The following is a 14,452-nucleotide window of genomic DNA, read 5'->3' on the forward strand; positions in this document are numbered from 1 at the left end:
CATGGAAAAACAAATAGGCATCGAAAACTGGAAATTAATGGATTATGCATATTGTCCACAAATTGTTCAAGAACTGATTGAACAAGGAATCCATATCCAAGATACACACAATGCTTTGATGATTCGTCTGCAACCGCTTTTTGAATGAAACAAGTATTAAAATTAATGAATATCATTGATGATCATAAAGAAGAAATCAAAGCCGTGCATGGCATCGATGGCAATAGTGTTTATCTTTTATTGAACTATGGCTTATCTCGCACCATTATTCGTGATTATATTTTTGGCAAGGTCCATCTCGAAGATCTTTTATTCATGAATTGTGAACAAATCATGAAGACGTTGGATCTTTCTGTATACACCGCATCAAAAATTATGGAAGCTTGTCGATTTGCGATGCACATGTTGGTCGAAGACACCGATTTGCGCAAACAAGAAACGCTGCGCAAAGATGTATGTGATTTCTTTCGTGGTACAAACACTATCTTTCCAATCGAAGAAATCATGGAAACGATGTTATGGCGATCGGATGAAGAGCTTTTAAAAGCTATTTTGGACGCTTTGGAAGATGAAGATTTATTGATCCATGATGAACGTGGCTATAAGAATAAAAAGATCTTTGTGCATAAGAGTTTAAGTGAAGTATTGGATGCCATTCCTGATATTACAGCGCGAACGATCGTCGTGGAACATCTATATGGCAAAACCATGGAATCCATTGGTTTACGTTTATCACCACCGATTTCTCGCTCTCGGGTGGGGCAGATCTTTCATCAAGAAATCGATCATTTTCCCGTTGTCAAAGAAGATGCCTATCGGGATTTATTGCTGCACTATGATATGGATAAAGAAACCTTTTATGCCCTGACCGATGCTTTAGAACCCACCTATGGATATCTGCAAGAACGATATCGACCCGATCTGGAAGGTGAAAAAATCCCATTAAATGGCAATATTCTGCGTTGTGATGTGGCCAAAGAATGGGTCGTTAATACCAAGAAATTAAAACAATATCTATCTGCACATTATTTACATGTATATGATCAATGGGTCGACAAAGAAGATCGCAATGGTTTTTTACAAGCGGTGTGTCATTCTTTTGATGGCTATTTCCAAAAAGCTGAAATTGAAAAACGCTATAAAAAAGTCTTACTAGCCGTATGTCCGGAAAAACAAGAAGAGTGGGCACTCCATGATTTTCGTTTGAATGCCGTTCTAAAACAGGGATATCTGGTTCATTCTGCCAAAAAGGGATCACGTTATCGTATCGTGAGTCGCAAATTAGTGCAAGCCATTATTCGTGATACTCAATTGACACAATATCAAGATACCGTTGTATCCACGAAAAAAATTTTTGAAGATCATCGCGAAGTCATGGAAATGTATGATATCCGCGACCAGTATGAGTTGCATTCGTTATTACGCACTGGCAAAGAACGCTATCAAATCGATGTGAACGAAATGGAATTTAGCCGAATGCCGATGTTGGTATTTGGTAAGGGCAATGAAAATGCGATTGTCAAACAGGAAATGCAAGCGTGTGCACCCATTGATGTGGATGTGTTTGCCCGGCGTATGGCGAATAAATACGGCTATGATATAGGATCCTTTCAATCCTATTTGCGACGGAATTTTAATGTCTATATCGAAGAAAATCGCATTGATATCGTGGATGAGACCATCTTACACTCCCAAGATTTTCAAACGATGAAAAAGCTATTGACCAAAGATTTCTATTTTGTGGAAGACTATCAAAAGACCATTGAAGAAAAGCATCTCAATTCGCAATTGATGGATGCTTATGTGATTCGGCGGTTGGGATATAAATTATATGCAGGTTATGTATTGAAAGAACCTTATACACCGGGTCGATATTTTGAACAATGGATCCAAGAACATGCCCAAGACATTCAACCAAGACATAAGGATATCATGACTTTTCAATCGGCATTGGAACGATTGGAAAAACGATTGGATGTATTCGAATGGACACCCGGTCATTATATTACGTTGAAACAACTCCAAATGTCCAAAAAAGACCTAAAACAATACATGGAACAAATTAAAAATGGCGTTGAGAACGGACAATATTTTACGCAACGATCTTTAAAACAATTACAGATCGTTTCGCAACAAGTGGCGAACTCTTTTTATCGATCCATCTTCAAATCCGAAGCCAGCATTCAAATGATGGCCGTTCTGGATGACTGTGTCTTTGTGAAAAATGCACAACCCCATATGCGTGATTTCTTTTTACAATTGATGCATGAACAACCAGGATTGACAGTCAATAGTTGCATTACCTATCTCTATCAGTGGTATGGTATACGTGTGGATCGAAGATATATGCTTGAACATATCATCGATGCGGGTCTATTCTATAGTTTAGATACAGACCGCATGTACGAATCACGGCCACAAGCTATCTTTACACAGGAGCGATTATTCGAATGAAAGAAGAATTTACCATCGATCGTGTGAAACGATTAAAAAAAGATAAAGACTATTATAATTTATTTCGTTATTGTCAATATCATGCGAAAGGCAGTAATTTGGATGCCATTTACGAATTAGGAAACTGTTATCGCCATGGTTGGGGATGTGATCAAAGCGAATTGCATGCACATTTGATTTATACCGAATTGACCCGATTGGGCTATGTCCCGGCGATGAGCGCCATGGCATGGGATTACTACGAAGGAAAAGGCGTCAATCAAAGTTATCGACGAGCGTTCCGCTTTTTTAAAGAAGCGTGTCAATATAATGATTTGGATGCCATGTTCAATATTGCTCTGATGTATTTTAATGGTACTGGTATTGAAAAGGATGCAACATTAGCCGTTCGATATTTTGAAAAAGCAGCGGTATTGGGACATGTTCGATCTCAATTTAATTTGGGTATTTGTTATCACAAAGGCTGGGGCGTTTCTCAAGATTTGGTTAAATCACATTATTGGTTGTCTCAAGCTGCCAATCAGGGGTATCATAAAGCTGGTGAATATTTAGGCCAATTACCATCGTATTATGTACTCGAAGATCTAGAACGGGTCAGCGAACAATTGGAATCCATCGAACAAGAAATCGATGGTCCTGTGAACGTTGATAAGATCCTTCGTAAAATACGACGTACACTTGATCAAATTGAGGAGGAAACACAAAATGAACATGAGTAACGCAAAAGGACATTTGATCGTATCTTGTCAAGCTCTACCAGATGAACCTTTACATTCTAGTTTCATCATGGGACGCATGGCTTTGGCAGCTTATCAAGGTGGTGCCAAAGGAATTCGTGCCAATACCGTGGAAGATATCAAAGAAATCCAAAAGATTGTCGACTTACCGATCATTGGTATCATTAAACATCCATATGGAGATAATCCCGTGTTTATCACGCCAACCATGAAGGAAGTGGATGCTTTGATGGAAGTAAAGCCAGCCGTTATCGCTTTGGATGCTACTTGTCGACCTCGTCCGGATGGAAAAACATTGGATGAAATGGTACAAGAAATCCGTGCCAAATATCCAGATCAAAAGATCATGGCGGATTGTTCCACTTTGGATGAAATGAAACATGCCGATGCATTAGGATTTGACTTTGTCGGAACGACCTTGGTTGGGTATACGGAAGAAAGTAAGGGCGATCATATCGAAACGAATGATTTTGAATTGATTCGTAATTTCATTGCCCAAAGTGATCGACCTGTCATTGCTGAAGGCAATATCGATACCCCAGAAAAAGCACGAAGAGTCCTTGATCTAGGATGTTACAGTGTGGTTGTGGGTTCTATCATTACCCGTCCACAATTGATCACAAAACGATTTGTGAAAGCCGTTGACGGCGAATAAGTCATGCATACGCATGGCTTTTTTTACGTCTTAGCTTTTAAATTTGACCACTTACTGATAAATGAAAGACAGGATCGATCAAATTCTATATAGTGTAAGTGAAGAAAGGGGAACGGGCCATGAAAGCAGAAATTAAAATTGAAAATTGTCCAGAACCTTATGCAATCATCCATACGCCCGAAGTTAATGAACAGGTCCAACGTGTCTTATCCTATATGCGGCAGGATACACATACCTTGATTGGTCAAAAAGACGATCGACAATATGTGTTATCGATCCATGAGATCTTGTTTGCACAAGTCAAAGAGGAAAAAACCTATGTCTACACCATGGATCAAATGTATCGAGTCAAACACCGATTGTATGAAATCAAACAGATGGTCGGCCATGATTTTGTACAAATATCCAAATCATCGATCGTGCGAATCGATGCTTGTGAAAGTGTGGAAATTGATTTTGGCGGGGCGTTGGTCTTGCATATCAAGAACGGACTGAAAACCTATGTATCACGACATTATTTGAAAAATTTTAAGAAACAAATTGGATTGTAGGAGGTCAATATGAAACAAGTCATGAAAACCAGTTGGATTGGTGTAAGTACAGCCGCTCTCATTTTTATCATCATTGGCATCGTATTTGATCAAACAAACCAGGGAATCTTGCCGTTGGAAAACTATCAATACACAAAAATGGCAGTGGGATCCATTATTGTTGGATTAGGCTTTGGCTTACCAAGCATGATCTATGAAAAAGAAGAAATTCCGTATGCCATGCAAGTGCTCTTTCATTTGGGCATTGGCTGCGCGATCCTTTTGATTACCGGATATCTGGTGGGATGGTTTACCGATTTTGTGAGCATATTTGTAGAAATGGGCATTTCCATCTTCATTTGGATTGGATTTGATCGTCATTATCGAAAAGAAGCCAAAAAAATTAATCAACAATTAAAAAAGTAGGGTGCACGTATCCTACTTTTTTCCAAATACATAACCCGTCATGGCCATGGAGCCTAGGTTACAAACATTATTAAATACTGTTACTGGATCGTTTCCAGCAGCGCCTAAACAATACAACAAAGGTAAGAAGTGATCGGGTGTTGGTACGGCATAGACCGCATCAGGAAGAGTATCATAATGAATGATTGATGCATGATCGTGGGATTCAACCGCATGAGTGATGGCATCATTGAATCGATGGGTCATTTCTGTACCATCGGGATTGTCCCATTCTACCCGACCAAGATTATGAACGACGTTTCCACTGCCAAAGATCAAATAGCCCTGATCACGTAAAGGTTCTAATTTTTGACCGAGTGCATAGCTTTGTTGCGGATCTAGATGACGATTTACCGATAACTGAACCACGGGAATATCGGCTTTGGGAAACATATGAACCAAGACCGACCACGTGCCATGGTCAATGCCCCATGTATCATCGATCGTAACCTCCGTTCCAAGTAAAGAACGTACGGATTCAGTCAACGGCGCAGAACCAGAAACGGGATATTGTAGTTCATACAATTCTTTGGGAAAACCATACATATCATAAATTTGTTTTGGATGTGCCACACTTTGAATCGATGTATGATCGGTATACCAATGGGCGGAGATGGCTAAGATAGCTTTGGGCTTTTCAATCGAATCGCCAATGGCATTCATCGTTTGGGTAATTTCATTGTTTTCGATGGCAACCATCGGACTTCCATGTCCAGAAAATATAACAGGCATTTTCATAAAGGGTCCTCCTAGTATAAAAAATATACTTGATAAAAAGATTATACTTATTTACACTATAAGCAACAAGTAGGATTTTTTACGCAACTTAGTATCTTTTTATGAACTATTGGAGAACAAATGAAAAAAGAAACATGTCAAACTGCAGGCGAATTTGGAAAATGTCCCTTTGTGACTGCACAACAACTATTAAAAGGGAAATGGGTCATCTTGATCATGCACGAATTGAATGAAGGACCCAAACGATTTGGCGAATTAAGAAGGAGCATTGATATCACCCAAGCGACTCTATCCAGTCAATTGAAAAAGATGGAAGAAGAAGGCCTGATCCTTCGAACCATTTATCCGGAAGTCCCACCACGAGTGGAATATACATTGACTGATATTGGCAAAGAATTTCATATTGTCTTGGCGAGTATTGAACAATGGGGCAATGCCTATATTGAATATTTGAAGAAAAAGGCTTGACTTAAAGTATCCTTTAAGTCATAAGATACGTTCCAGGAGGTATCTTATGTACGAACTTTTACAAACAATTTCAGGTCCAGAAGATGTAAAAAAACTATCGATAGATCAATTGCATACATTATCTACGGAAATGCGCGAGGCTTTATTTAACCGTCTTACCAAAATAGGAGGTCATTTTGGCCCGAATTTTGGGATGGTTGAAGCAGAAATTGCCATGCACTATGTGTTTGATTCTCCCAAAGACAAGTTTGTCTTTGATGTGTCGCACCAAGCCTATCCTCACAAGATGTTGACGGGCCGTTGGCAAGGCTATGTCGATGATGCTCATTTTGTGGAAGATTCAGGTTATACCAATCCCAATGAAAGTGAACATGATTTCTTTAATGTGGGGCATACATCGACTTCGATCACTTTAGCACTGGGATTGGCAAAGGCACGCGATTTGAAAGGAACAGAAGAAAATATCGTTGCCGTCATTGGTGACGGTTCTTTGAGTGGTGGACAAGCCATGGCTGGTTTGAATGTGGCTGGTGAAATGCATTCCAACTTTATTATTCTTGTGAATGATAACGAAATGGCAATTGCAGAAACGCATGGTGGTCTCTACAAGAGCTTGCAGGATCTTCGCATATCAAAGGGAACTAGCCCTAACAATATCTTTAAAACATTGGGTTTGGATTATATCTATGAAGAGAATGGCAATGATGTCGAATCAATGATCGCAGTATTAACGAAAGTAAAGGACATCGATCATCCAATTGTGGTTCACATCCATACGCAAAAAGGTAAAGGATATGCGTTTGCCGAACAAAACAAAGAAGCTTGGCATTGGTGTATGCCATTTGATCGAAAAACGGGGTTGCCTACTGTTGATTTTGGTCCAGAAGAAAATTATTTAACTTTAACACAAAACTATATTTTGGATAAAGCGAAAATGGATCCCGAATTTATTGTGATCACGCCGGCCATGCCGGGTGCCATTGGATTACAACCTGAACAAAGGGCACAATTAAAAGATCAATATCTAGATACAGGCATTAGTGAAGAAGCAGCTGTTTCCATTGCTTCAGGTGTTGCTCGTAATGGCGGCAAACCATTGGTCATCACGAATATGACATTTCTTCAAAGAGCGTATGATCAAATTTCCCAAGATATTTGTATCAACAACAGTCCAGTGACCATGGTCATGAATTTCTCTTCATTTGATGGTTTGACGGATGTGACGCATTTAGGTATTTTTGGTTTATCCACTTTTATTAATATTCCCAATTTGGTCGTATTGGCGCCAACTTGTCAAGAAGAATACCAAACGATGTTAGATTGGTCGGTGAATCAAACGGAACATCCTATCTTGATCTTGATTCCGGGAAATGGGCTAACGCATCGTGCAGTAGATACAAACTATGTTGATCTAAAGTATCGTATCGAACAACAAGGTGAAAAAATAGCTATCCTCGCGTTGGGTGATTTTTATCAAAAAGGTCAAGAATTAGCTCAAGCAATCGAAAATGAATTTGGTTTTCAACCCACGTTGATCAATCCACGCATTGCTTCCAGTGTGGATGAAGATTTGTTGGAAAATCTTCAAATCAATCATGAGTTGATCATTACCTTAGAAGATGGGGTATTGGATGGCGGTTTTGGTGAAAAGATCAGTCGCTTCTATGGTGCCAAACCGATGAAAGTAAAAAACTATGGGCTCCAAAAAGTTTTCTATGATCGATATGATCCAGCAAAACTATTAGAAGAACTGGGTATGACAACTCCACAAATCATAGAAGAGATCAAACAAATGATATAAGAACTACCGATGGCATTTTGTCATCGGCATTCTTTATAAAAAAGACCTCCACCAAAGTGGAGGCATGTTAATGATTTCGTTTGGTAATAAACATAAGGCCCATTGTGGTAATCAAAAGACCAAAGAAAGAACCAAGAATATGTGTTTGTGTACTTGTTTGTACGGAGGTTGTTGCAACGGATTGAACCGTTTTTGTTTCTTTTTCGTCATTGATTTGTTCTGTTTTTGATGCTGGATCTTGGGTACTAGGGGTCGTACCTGGATCTGTACTTGGGTCTGTACTAGGGCCTGTACTAGGGTCTGTACTTGGATCTGTACTTGGATCTGTTCCTGGATCTTCTGTATATGGTTCAACCGATAGTGCCGTTGTAGCTGCAATCTTCTTTTGTTGGATCATGGCACCAACCATGTTTTGGAAACCTTTTCCATCGGAGGCTTTTGCACCAGCGGCAGGAATATACACACGGGCCTTACCATATACATAAGCTAAAGTAGAAGCCAATTCCATCGATGTATCTTTGGAAGGTTCTTCTTGGGATACTAAGACAAACGAGCCATTATTTGTGATCGAAGTAGTACCTGTTGTGGTTTCGATACCAGAAGGTAATGTTAAAGTGAAATCACCATAGTATGTATCAGGTACTTGTAATGTCAATATTCCGGTGTACCATTTGCCATCGGCTTTATTGTAGCGGAAGGTTGTATCACCGACAACTTTGATCTGATCTGAAGATGGTTCTTCACTTAATAGAGTGGCAGATGCATTCAATAATTTTACAGCTAATGGATAACGAGAAACATCCGAAATGTTGTTGTTGGTAATGCCATTATCATACATCAATTTCCATAGTGCATAAGCGGTGCTTGTATATGCCTGTTCTTCGGTAACGGCATAGTCGGTACCGAATTCTCTACTATAATATTCCAAAGGATTGTCTGAATATAACATATAGTAAATCGCATTGTAGAACGATGTATTGGTGATATCTGCATAGCTATGGCCCGAAGGGGTAGTGGAGCCATAATACGATGCCATTTCTGTGGTAAACTGTACCAACTTTTGATAGTTTTCCGTCTTATTTTTGTAGTCATCGTACGTAAATATCGTATCACCTAGTGTGTTATAAAAATCAGAACGAAGCCAATCCGGTGGACTCAGCAAGGTAGTGAATTCACTTTCAGACATGATCACGGGTTCCGAGACAACCTTGTACAGATTTAGACCATTGTATGGATAGCCCGCATATAATAAAGTTTGAATTTTCTGGATCAATGCTGGACTTAAATTGGTCGTATCGATATTGACATACGTATAAGTAGGTGCCTGATACGTTGGCGTATCATGAGGCCAATGGAGTGCATCATTCATGCAATAAAGAATAATATTTCCATTTTCAGCCGAATGGATTTGGGTAGCCTCGTTGTATTCAATCTTTATGGGGTCATTGGGCGATGTTGTTTCTTCGGTCGTTGTTGTATCGGTTGTCTGTTCATTGGAGTTGGACGTATTTTCGGTTGTTGTTTCTGTCGTTGTTTCTGATGGCGTGTTTGTCGTTTCGGTTGTTATCGGTTGTGCTTCTTCCGCATGGATGGTAGAAGAAACCGTCAAAATAGAAAACAGCAGACCAAAGGCAACGCAGAAAATTAATAACGGAAAATAATGTCTTGATTGTGTTTTCATGGGTATTCTTCTCCTTTCTAGCAAAAATGTTGATAGGGCAACAATATTGCATTCTTATTATAGCGTCTCACATTGCATCCTTCAAAGGATACGCTATAATAGTGGGATAGAATGAGGTGAAAAAATGCTTAAAAAAGAACAATTAGAAGCTCTTTTAACACGTGCCATGCATTCTTTAGCAGATTTTGCCGAAATCTTTGAAGAAGAAGGCACAAATGAAAATATTTCCATGACCAATGATGAAGTCGAACGTGTAAATCGCACCCAAAAAGCGGGTGTTGGGATTCGTTTGTATCAAGGTGTACAATCCGTATACGGGTATACAAACGATACAAGCATGGAATCACTCAATGAATTGGTGGATTCGTTGCGAGATGGTTTTGGCCGTAAAGAATCGGATGATAGGATTTCTTTGCATCCAGAAACCATTGAAAATAAACATATCGTAAAAATTGATCCCATCGATGCGAAATTAGCGGATAAAGTGGCATTGATCCAGCGAATGGATACCGCCGCAAAACAATATGATCCACGCGTATCAAAGACCCAAACCGGACTCTTATCTGTTCGTCAACATGTTCAAATTTCCAATAGTGAAGGAAAACTGGTACAAGATACGCGAACTCGATGTCGTTTGGTTTGTTCCGCGTATGCCAATGAAGCAGACAATATGCAGTCTGGTTTCTATGGACCCGGTGCCAGCAGTGGCCTGGAATATTTTGAAACCATCACACCGGAACAGATTGGAAAAGAAGCAGCACGAATCGCAATCGTGATGTTGGCAGCCAAAGATTGTCCATCCGGCCAAATGCCTGTCATTATTGATAATGGATTTGGCGGCGTGATTTTCCATGAAGCATGTGGCCATGCCTTGGAAGCCACCGCTGTATCCAAAAACCAAAGTGTTTTTGCGAATCAATTAGGCCAACAAATTGCTAGTACCAAGGTAACGGCCATCGATGATGGAACCATTCCGAATGGATGGGGTTCAGAAAATATCGATGATGAAGGAAATCCACAAACGCGTCGTGTCTTGATCAAAGATGGTATCTTACAATCGTATATGGTTGATCGTCTGAATGGCCGTCGCATGGGAATGGCATCCACTGGATCCGCTCGTCGTCAATCGTATAAATTTGAACCAACCAGTCGAATGTCCAATACGTACATTGCTCCTGGTACCGATTCTTTCGAATCCATGTTTGTCGGTATCAAAAAAGGTCTATATGCGAAAAAAATGGGTGGTGGATCGGTGAATCCACAAACCGGTGAATTTAATTTTGCGGTCAATGAAGGCTATTTGATTGAAGACGGCAAGATTACCGATCCGGTCAAAGGTGCTTCTTTGATTGGTACTGGTGCTGAAATCTTAATGAATATTGACAAAGTCAGCGATAATTTAGAACGCGGTCAAGGCATGTGTGGTTCCATCAGTGGTTCCATTCCTGTGGATGTTGGTCAACCAGCTATTCGCGTTTCCCGTATTACAGTAGGAGGTACGACCAGTGAATAAAGAACAATGGATCAAACGTGCCTTAGAAAAAGGCATCGAAGCTTTTGAAATCTATCAAAGTGTACAAACCGAAAAAAGCATCACTTGGTTTGATGGTCATATGGATACGATGACAACCAGTCATGTGCTGGGAACTTCTATTCGCGGTATCTATGAAGGAAATATGGCCTATATGGCCATGGAAGAGGTCAATGATGACCAAATGGATGCGGTATTGGATGAATTGATCGATCAAGCAAAGATCATCACTACCAAAGATAAAGATGTTTTACGAAAACCAGAATCGTTTGATGTAGTAGAATCACCAAAAGACTGGGTTGCTCCATCTACCCAAGCCATCAAACATTGTCTGATGGCCTTGGAAAAAGAATTGCTTGCCTATGATCCTCGGGTGATCCAAGTAGCCTCTTTGGGATGGGAAGAAAGCGCATCTAGTCGAGAAATTACTAATTCGTATGGCATGCATGTGGCCGATCAATCGCAAGTTCAATATTTAGTTGCCAGCGTTGTTGTACGTGAAAAGGATGTCGTTAAAGATGATTATGAAATTGCGATCATTGAGAATTTAGATCAGTTTGATCATGAAAAATTCGTTAAAAAGTTGTGTGATAAAGCTTTATTTAAACTTCATGCGACATCATTAAAGTCCGGCGAATACCCTGTGATCTTTTCTCAGGAAGCCATGACCGCTTTATTTGGATCTTTTATTGATCTCTTTAATGGTGATTTGATCTATAAAGGCATTTCACCCATCAAAGATCAATTAAATGAGCGTATCTTTTCCAATAAGATCACGATCATTGATGACCCGCAAAATACGGATTGTCTGACCATTGCGAACTTTGATGATGAAGGTTGCCCAACCCAAGCCAAAGTTCTTGTCAATGATGGTATTTTTGCCAATATGTTGCATGATACAAAAAGCGGCAATCGCATGGGAATGGAATCCACCGGAAATGGTTTTAAATCTGGATATGCCAGTGCCATTAGCGTTCAACCCATGAATTGTTATATTGAGCCCGGCCAATATACATTGGATGAATTGTGCGAACAAATGAAAGATGGCGTAGTGATCACCGATTTACAAGGATTACATGCAGGATTGGATTTTGTGAGTGGGAATTTTTCGCTACAAGCCAGCGGCTATACGGTAAAAGACGGGAAAAAAGAGCATGCGCTTGCCTTGATCACGGTTGCAGACAATTTCTTAGAATTAATGAATAAAGTCGTCGAAGTAGGCAATGATCTCGATTGGCAATTTCATCAAATTGCCAGCCCAAGTATTCGCTTTACAAAATGTGCCATCAGTGGCCAATAAGGAGGTTCTTATGCAACAATTTCGTAATACAGCTATGAAACAAGCCATCCAAGCATTGCGTCAAGACGAGAATCCAATCACGATCCAACATATGAGAGATTGCTTGGTGGTTGGTCAATTGTTAGTGCCAGCCCAATGGGATAAAGATCCAATCAGAGATAATAAGGGACAAATGGTTTTCTCACCTGACACCAAATTTCAATTGATGGTCATTGCCGATGATGAAGGCAAGTATTACTTTCCAATGTTTACCAGCATGGAAGAACTGCGCAAATGGGACAAAGAAGAAGAAGTGCAATCTTTGGTCATGACTTTTGATCAATATTTGCCATTTGTGAAAGTAGCACAAAATGATATCCAAGGTATCGTGATTGATCCGTATAGTGAAGATGTGCCTTTGACGTGCCAATACATCTTGGACATCAGTGAACAAAAAGATAATGAATTCCAAGCCAGAGACATTCGAGCAGATGATGAATTTGATCTAAGAGATCCTGTTGCGAATGTGGAAGCCATGATCAGTCAACTTCAATATTTAGGAAATCGCTATTCAGAAATCAAAGCCATTTACTTTAAAGAACGCCTGGTCAAAGGGAAACCATCCCATTGGTTTGTGATGGTGGATATGGATCCAGAAAATCCCGAAATATTCCGAAGCATGGGAACGACTTGTGCCCCTGTTGCGAAAGGAAAGGGCATTGAATTTATGTTTGCTTCAACCCCACAAGGAGAAAAGATTGCCCAAGAAAATCAACCGATTTATCAAGAAAAGACAAATTAACGTTCTGGCATATTCTTTGTATGGAATATGCCTTTTCTAGTGGTACACTAGAAGAAAAGGGAGTACACAGTATGCAAGAGTATAATGAAAAACCACACTTAACTTTAACACCAGATCAGGATGAAATCGGTCAAGAAAGCACGATAAAGAAAAATCCCCCATTGGCTGAAGATATACAAATTGATGAGAGTCAATTTACCCAAGAAGAAAGGGAACAAATCCAAGAATTTGCCAAAAAAATTGATATTACGGATACGATGATCGTTCTACAGTATGGAATCAATGCCCAAAAGAAATTGGCAAATTTCTCAGATAAAGCCTTGGCTGAAGTACGCACCAAAGACTTAGGCGAAGTGGGGAATATGTTGAGCGATGTGGTTACACAATTGCGCGATTTTGATGTCAATGAAGAAAAGAAAGGTATTGCCGGCCTATTTAATAAAGGCAAAAATCGTGTGGAAAAATTAACGGTTCGTTATAATGCCGTTGAAACCAATGTGAATAAAGTCGCTTCGATGTTGGAAGATCATCAAGTTCGTTTGATGAAAGATACCAGCATGTTGGAACAAATGTTTCAAATGAATAATGCCTATTATAAAGAATTAAATATGTATATCATTGCCGGTAAACAACGATTGAATGAAACGTATCAAAAAGAATTGCCAGCCTTACGGGCCAAAGCGGAACAAACGCAAAATCCTGAAGACATGCAAGCAGCCCAAGATCTGGCTCAAGCCTGTGATCGGTTTGATAAGAAATTGCACGATTTACAGATGAGTCGTATGATTGCCATCCAAACCGCACCGCAATTGCGATTGCTTCAAAACAACAATTCTTTGATGATCGAAAAGATTCAATCGACACTTGTCAATACGATTCCATTATGGAAAAGTCAGATGGTCATTGCGTTGGGTCTTAATCATGCTACACAAGCGGCCAAAGCCCAACGTGAAGTAACCAATACAACCAATGAATTATTGCGACGAAATGCGAATGCTTTGCATACCGCAACGGTAGAAACAGCTAAAGAATCCAATCGCGATATTGTGGATATTGAAACGTTAAAACATACCAATGAACAATTGATCCAAACCTTAGATGATGTAATGCAGATACAAAAGGATGGTCGCCAAAAACGACAAGAAGCTGAACAGGAATTACGACAAATTGAATCGGAATTGAAACAAAAAGTATTAGAAGTAACTAAAAGTGAGTGAGCTAGGTATCTTACCTAGCTCGTTTAGTAAGAATACATGATTGTGAAACAAAAGAAATAAGACGAAAAATATTTGCTTTTATATATTGAAAACA

14 protein-coding genes are annotated in these 14,452 nt (G+C 39.6%); 12 read left to right on the forward strand and 2 right to left on the reverse strand.

Annotation, left to right across the window (positions count from 1 at the left end; genetic code table 11):
- Nucleotide 1: 1 nt before the first annotated feature.
- From SOS22_RS09335 to SOS22_RS09360, 6 genes are all read left to right on the forward strand, one after another.
- Nucleotides 2–148: a hypothetical protein gene (locus SOS22_RS09335; RefSeq protein ID WP_320597014.1), complete on the forward strand. Its 147-nt coding sequence runs from the start codon at nucleotides 2–4 to the stop codon at nucleotides 146–148.
- The gene (locus SOS22_RS09340) at nucleotides 145–2,454 is read left to right on the forward strand and encodes a hypothetical protein (RefSeq protein ID WP_320597015.1); all 2,310 of its coding nucleotides are present in this window, start codon (nucleotides 145–147) and stop codon (nucleotides 2,452–2,454) included. The genes SOS22_RS09335 and SOS22_RS09340 overlap by 4 nt, the downstream gene beginning before the upstream one ends.
- Complete coding sequence (locus SOS22_RS09345) at nucleotides 2,451–3,173, forward strand: tetratricopeptide repeat protein (protein WP_320326428.1); 723 nt, start codon at nucleotides 2,451–2,453, stop codon at nucleotides 3,171–3,173. Before SOS22_RS09340 ends, SOS22_RS09345 begins: the two co-directional genes overlap by 4 nt.
- Entirely contained in the window at nucleotides 3,166–3,846 is a 681-nt protein-coding gene (locus SOS22_RS09350; RefSeq protein WP_320326434.1) for an N-acetylmannosamine-6-phosphate 2-epimerase, read from the forward strand. Before SOS22_RS09345 ends, SOS22_RS09350 begins: the two co-directional genes overlap by 8 nt.
- A gap of 119 nt (nucleotides 3,847–3,965) precedes the next feature.
- On the forward strand, nucleotides 3,966–4,397 hold the full coding sequence (locus SOS22_RS09355) for a LytTR family DNA-binding domain-containing protein (protein WP_320326427.1): 432 nt from the start codon (nucleotides 3,966–3,968) through the stop codon (nucleotides 4,395–4,397).
- Between the two features lie 9 nt (nucleotides 4,398–4,406).
- Nucleotides 4,407–4,802 (forward strand): DUF3021 domain-containing protein, encoded by a 396-nt coding sequence (locus SOS22_RS09360; protein ID WP_320597016.1) that lies wholly within the window; start codon nucleotides 4,407–4,409, stop codon nucleotides 4,800–4,802.
- Between the two features lie 12 nt (nucleotides 4,803–4,814).
- Here the strand turns inward: SOS22_RS09360 and ygiD are convergent, their stop codons facing one another.
- Entirely contained in the window at nucleotides 4,815–5,579 is a 765-nt protein-coding gene (gene ygiD / locus SOS22_RS09365; RefSeq protein WP_320326425.1) for a 4,5-DOPA dioxygenase extradiol, read from the reverse strand.
- Between the two features lie 120 nt (nucleotides 5,580–5,699).
- On the opposite strand from ygiD, the gene SOS22_RS09370 reads away from it, so the two are divergent.
- Together SOS22_RS09370 and SOS22_RS09375 are read left to right on the forward strand one after the other, a co-directional pair.
- Nucleotides 5,700–6,047, forward strand: a complete 348-nt coding sequence (locus SOS22_RS09370) for a winged helix-turn-helix transcriptional regulator (protein ID WP_320326424.1) — start codon at nucleotides 5,700–5,702, stop codon at nucleotides 6,045–6,047.
- Nucleotides 6,048–6,093: 46 nt separating this feature from the next.
- The gene (locus SOS22_RS09375; protein WP_320597017.1) at nucleotides 6,094–7,848 is read left to right on the forward strand and encodes a 1-deoxy-D-xylulose-5-phosphate synthase; all 1,755 of its coding nucleotides are present in this window, start codon (nucleotides 6,094–6,096) and stop codon (nucleotides 7,846–7,848) included.
- 67 nt (nucleotides 7,849–7,915) lie between these two features.
- Here the strand turns inward: SOS22_RS09375 and SOS22_RS09380 are convergent, their stop codons facing one another.
- Nucleotides 7,916–9,529, reverse strand: coding sequence for a hypothetical protein (locus SOS22_RS09380; protein WP_320597018.1), 1,614 nt, complete (start codon nucleotides 9,527–9,529; stop codon nucleotides 7,916–7,918).
- Between the two features lie 124 nt (nucleotides 9,530–9,653).
- Here SOS22_RS09380 and SOS22_RS09385 point away from each other — a divergent pair, with 124 nt between their 5' ends.
- The 4 genes from SOS22_RS09385 (at nucleotide 9,654) to SOS22_RS09400 (ending at nucleotide 14,358) form a co-directional block, all read left to right on the forward strand.
- The gene (locus tag SOS22_RS09385) at nucleotides 9,654–11,042 is read left to right on the forward strand and encodes a TldD/PmbA family protein (protein ID WP_320326421.1); all 1,389 of its coding nucleotides are present in this window, start codon (nucleotides 9,654–9,656) and stop codon (nucleotides 11,040–11,042) included.
- Entirely contained in the window at nucleotides 11,035–12,360 is a 1,326-nt protein-coding gene (locus SOS22_RS09390) for a TldD/PmbA family protein (protein ID WP_320597019.1), read from the forward strand. Before SOS22_RS09385 ends, SOS22_RS09390 begins: the two co-directional genes overlap by 8 nt.
- Nucleotides 12,361–12,370: 10 nt before the next feature.
- Nucleotides 12,371–13,141, forward strand: a complete 771-nt coding sequence (locus tag SOS22_RS09395; RefSeq protein WP_320326419.1) for an enhanced serine sensitivity protein SseB C-terminal domain-containing protein — start codon at nucleotides 12,371–12,373, stop codon at nucleotides 13,139–13,141.
- A gap of 71 nt (nucleotides 13,142–13,212) precedes the next feature.
- Nucleotides 13,213–14,358 (forward strand): toxic anion resistance protein, encoded by a 1,146-nt coding sequence (locus SOS22_RS09400; RefSeq protein WP_320326418.1) that lies wholly within the window; start codon nucleotides 13,213–13,215, stop codon nucleotides 14,356–14,358.
- The last annotated feature ends 94 nt before the right edge of the window (nucleotides 14,359–14,452 follow it).

The sequence above is a fragment of the Absicoccus sp. genome (assembly GCF_034090965.1).
Taxonomy (GTDB): domain Bacteria; phylum Bacillota_I; class Bacilli_A; order Erysipelotrichales; family Erysipelotrichaceae; genus Absicoccus; species Absicoccus intestinalis.

What these genes read in the sequence shown, in the direction of transcription:
- SOS22_RS09335 (WP_320597014.1), top strand. Translation starts at nt 2, where the DNA reads ATGGAAAAACAAATAGGCATCGAAAACTGGAAATTAATGGATTATGCA.
- SOS22_RS09340 (WP_320597015.1), top strand. Translation starts at nt 145, where the DNA reads ATGAAACAAGTATTAAAATTAATGAATATCATTGATGATCATAAAGAA.
- SOS22_RS09345 (WP_320326428.1), top strand. Translation starts at nt 2,451, where the DNA reads ATGAAAGAAGAATTTACCATCGATCGTGTGAAACGATTAAAAAAAGAT.
- SOS22_RS09350 (WP_320326434.1), top strand. Translation starts at nt 3,166, where the DNA reads ATGAGTAACGCAAAAGGACATTTGATCGTATCTTGTCAAGCTCTACCA.
- SOS22_RS09355 (WP_320326427.1), top strand. Translation starts at nt 3,966, where the DNA reads ATGAAAGCAGAAATTAAAATTGAAAATTGTCCAGAACCTTATGCAATC.
- SOS22_RS09360 (WP_320597016.1), top strand. Translation starts at nt 4,407, where the DNA reads ATGAAACAAGTCATGAAAACCAGTTGGATTGGTGTAAGTACAGCCGCT.
- ygiD (WP_320326425.1), bottom strand. Translation starts at nt 5,579, where the DNA reads ATGAAAATGCCTGTTATATTTTCTGGACATGGAAGTCCGATGGTTGCC.
- SOS22_RS09370 (WP_320326424.1), top strand. Translation starts at nt 5,700, where the DNA reads ATGAAAAAAGAAACATGTCAAACTGCAGGCGAATTTGGAAAATGTCCC.
- SOS22_RS09375 (WP_320597017.1), top strand. Translation starts at nt 6,094, where the DNA reads ATGTACGAACTTTTACAAACAATTTCAGGTCCAGAAGATGTAAAAAAA.
- SOS22_RS09380 (WP_320597018.1), bottom strand. Translation starts at nt 9,529, where the DNA reads ATGAAAACACAATCAAGACATTATTTTCCGTTATTAATTTTCTGCGTT.
- SOS22_RS09385 (WP_320326421.1), top strand. Translation starts at nt 9,654, where the DNA reads ATGCTTAAAAAAGAACAATTAGAAGCTCTTTTAACACGTGCCATGCAT.
- SOS22_RS09395 (WP_320326419.1), top strand. Translation starts at nt 12,371, where the DNA reads ATGCAACAATTTCGTAATACAGCTATGAAACAAGCCATCCAAGCATTG.
- SOS22_RS09400 (WP_320326418.1), top strand. Translation starts at nt 13,213, where the DNA reads ATGCAAGAGTATAATGAAAAACCACACTTAACTTTAACACCAGATCAG.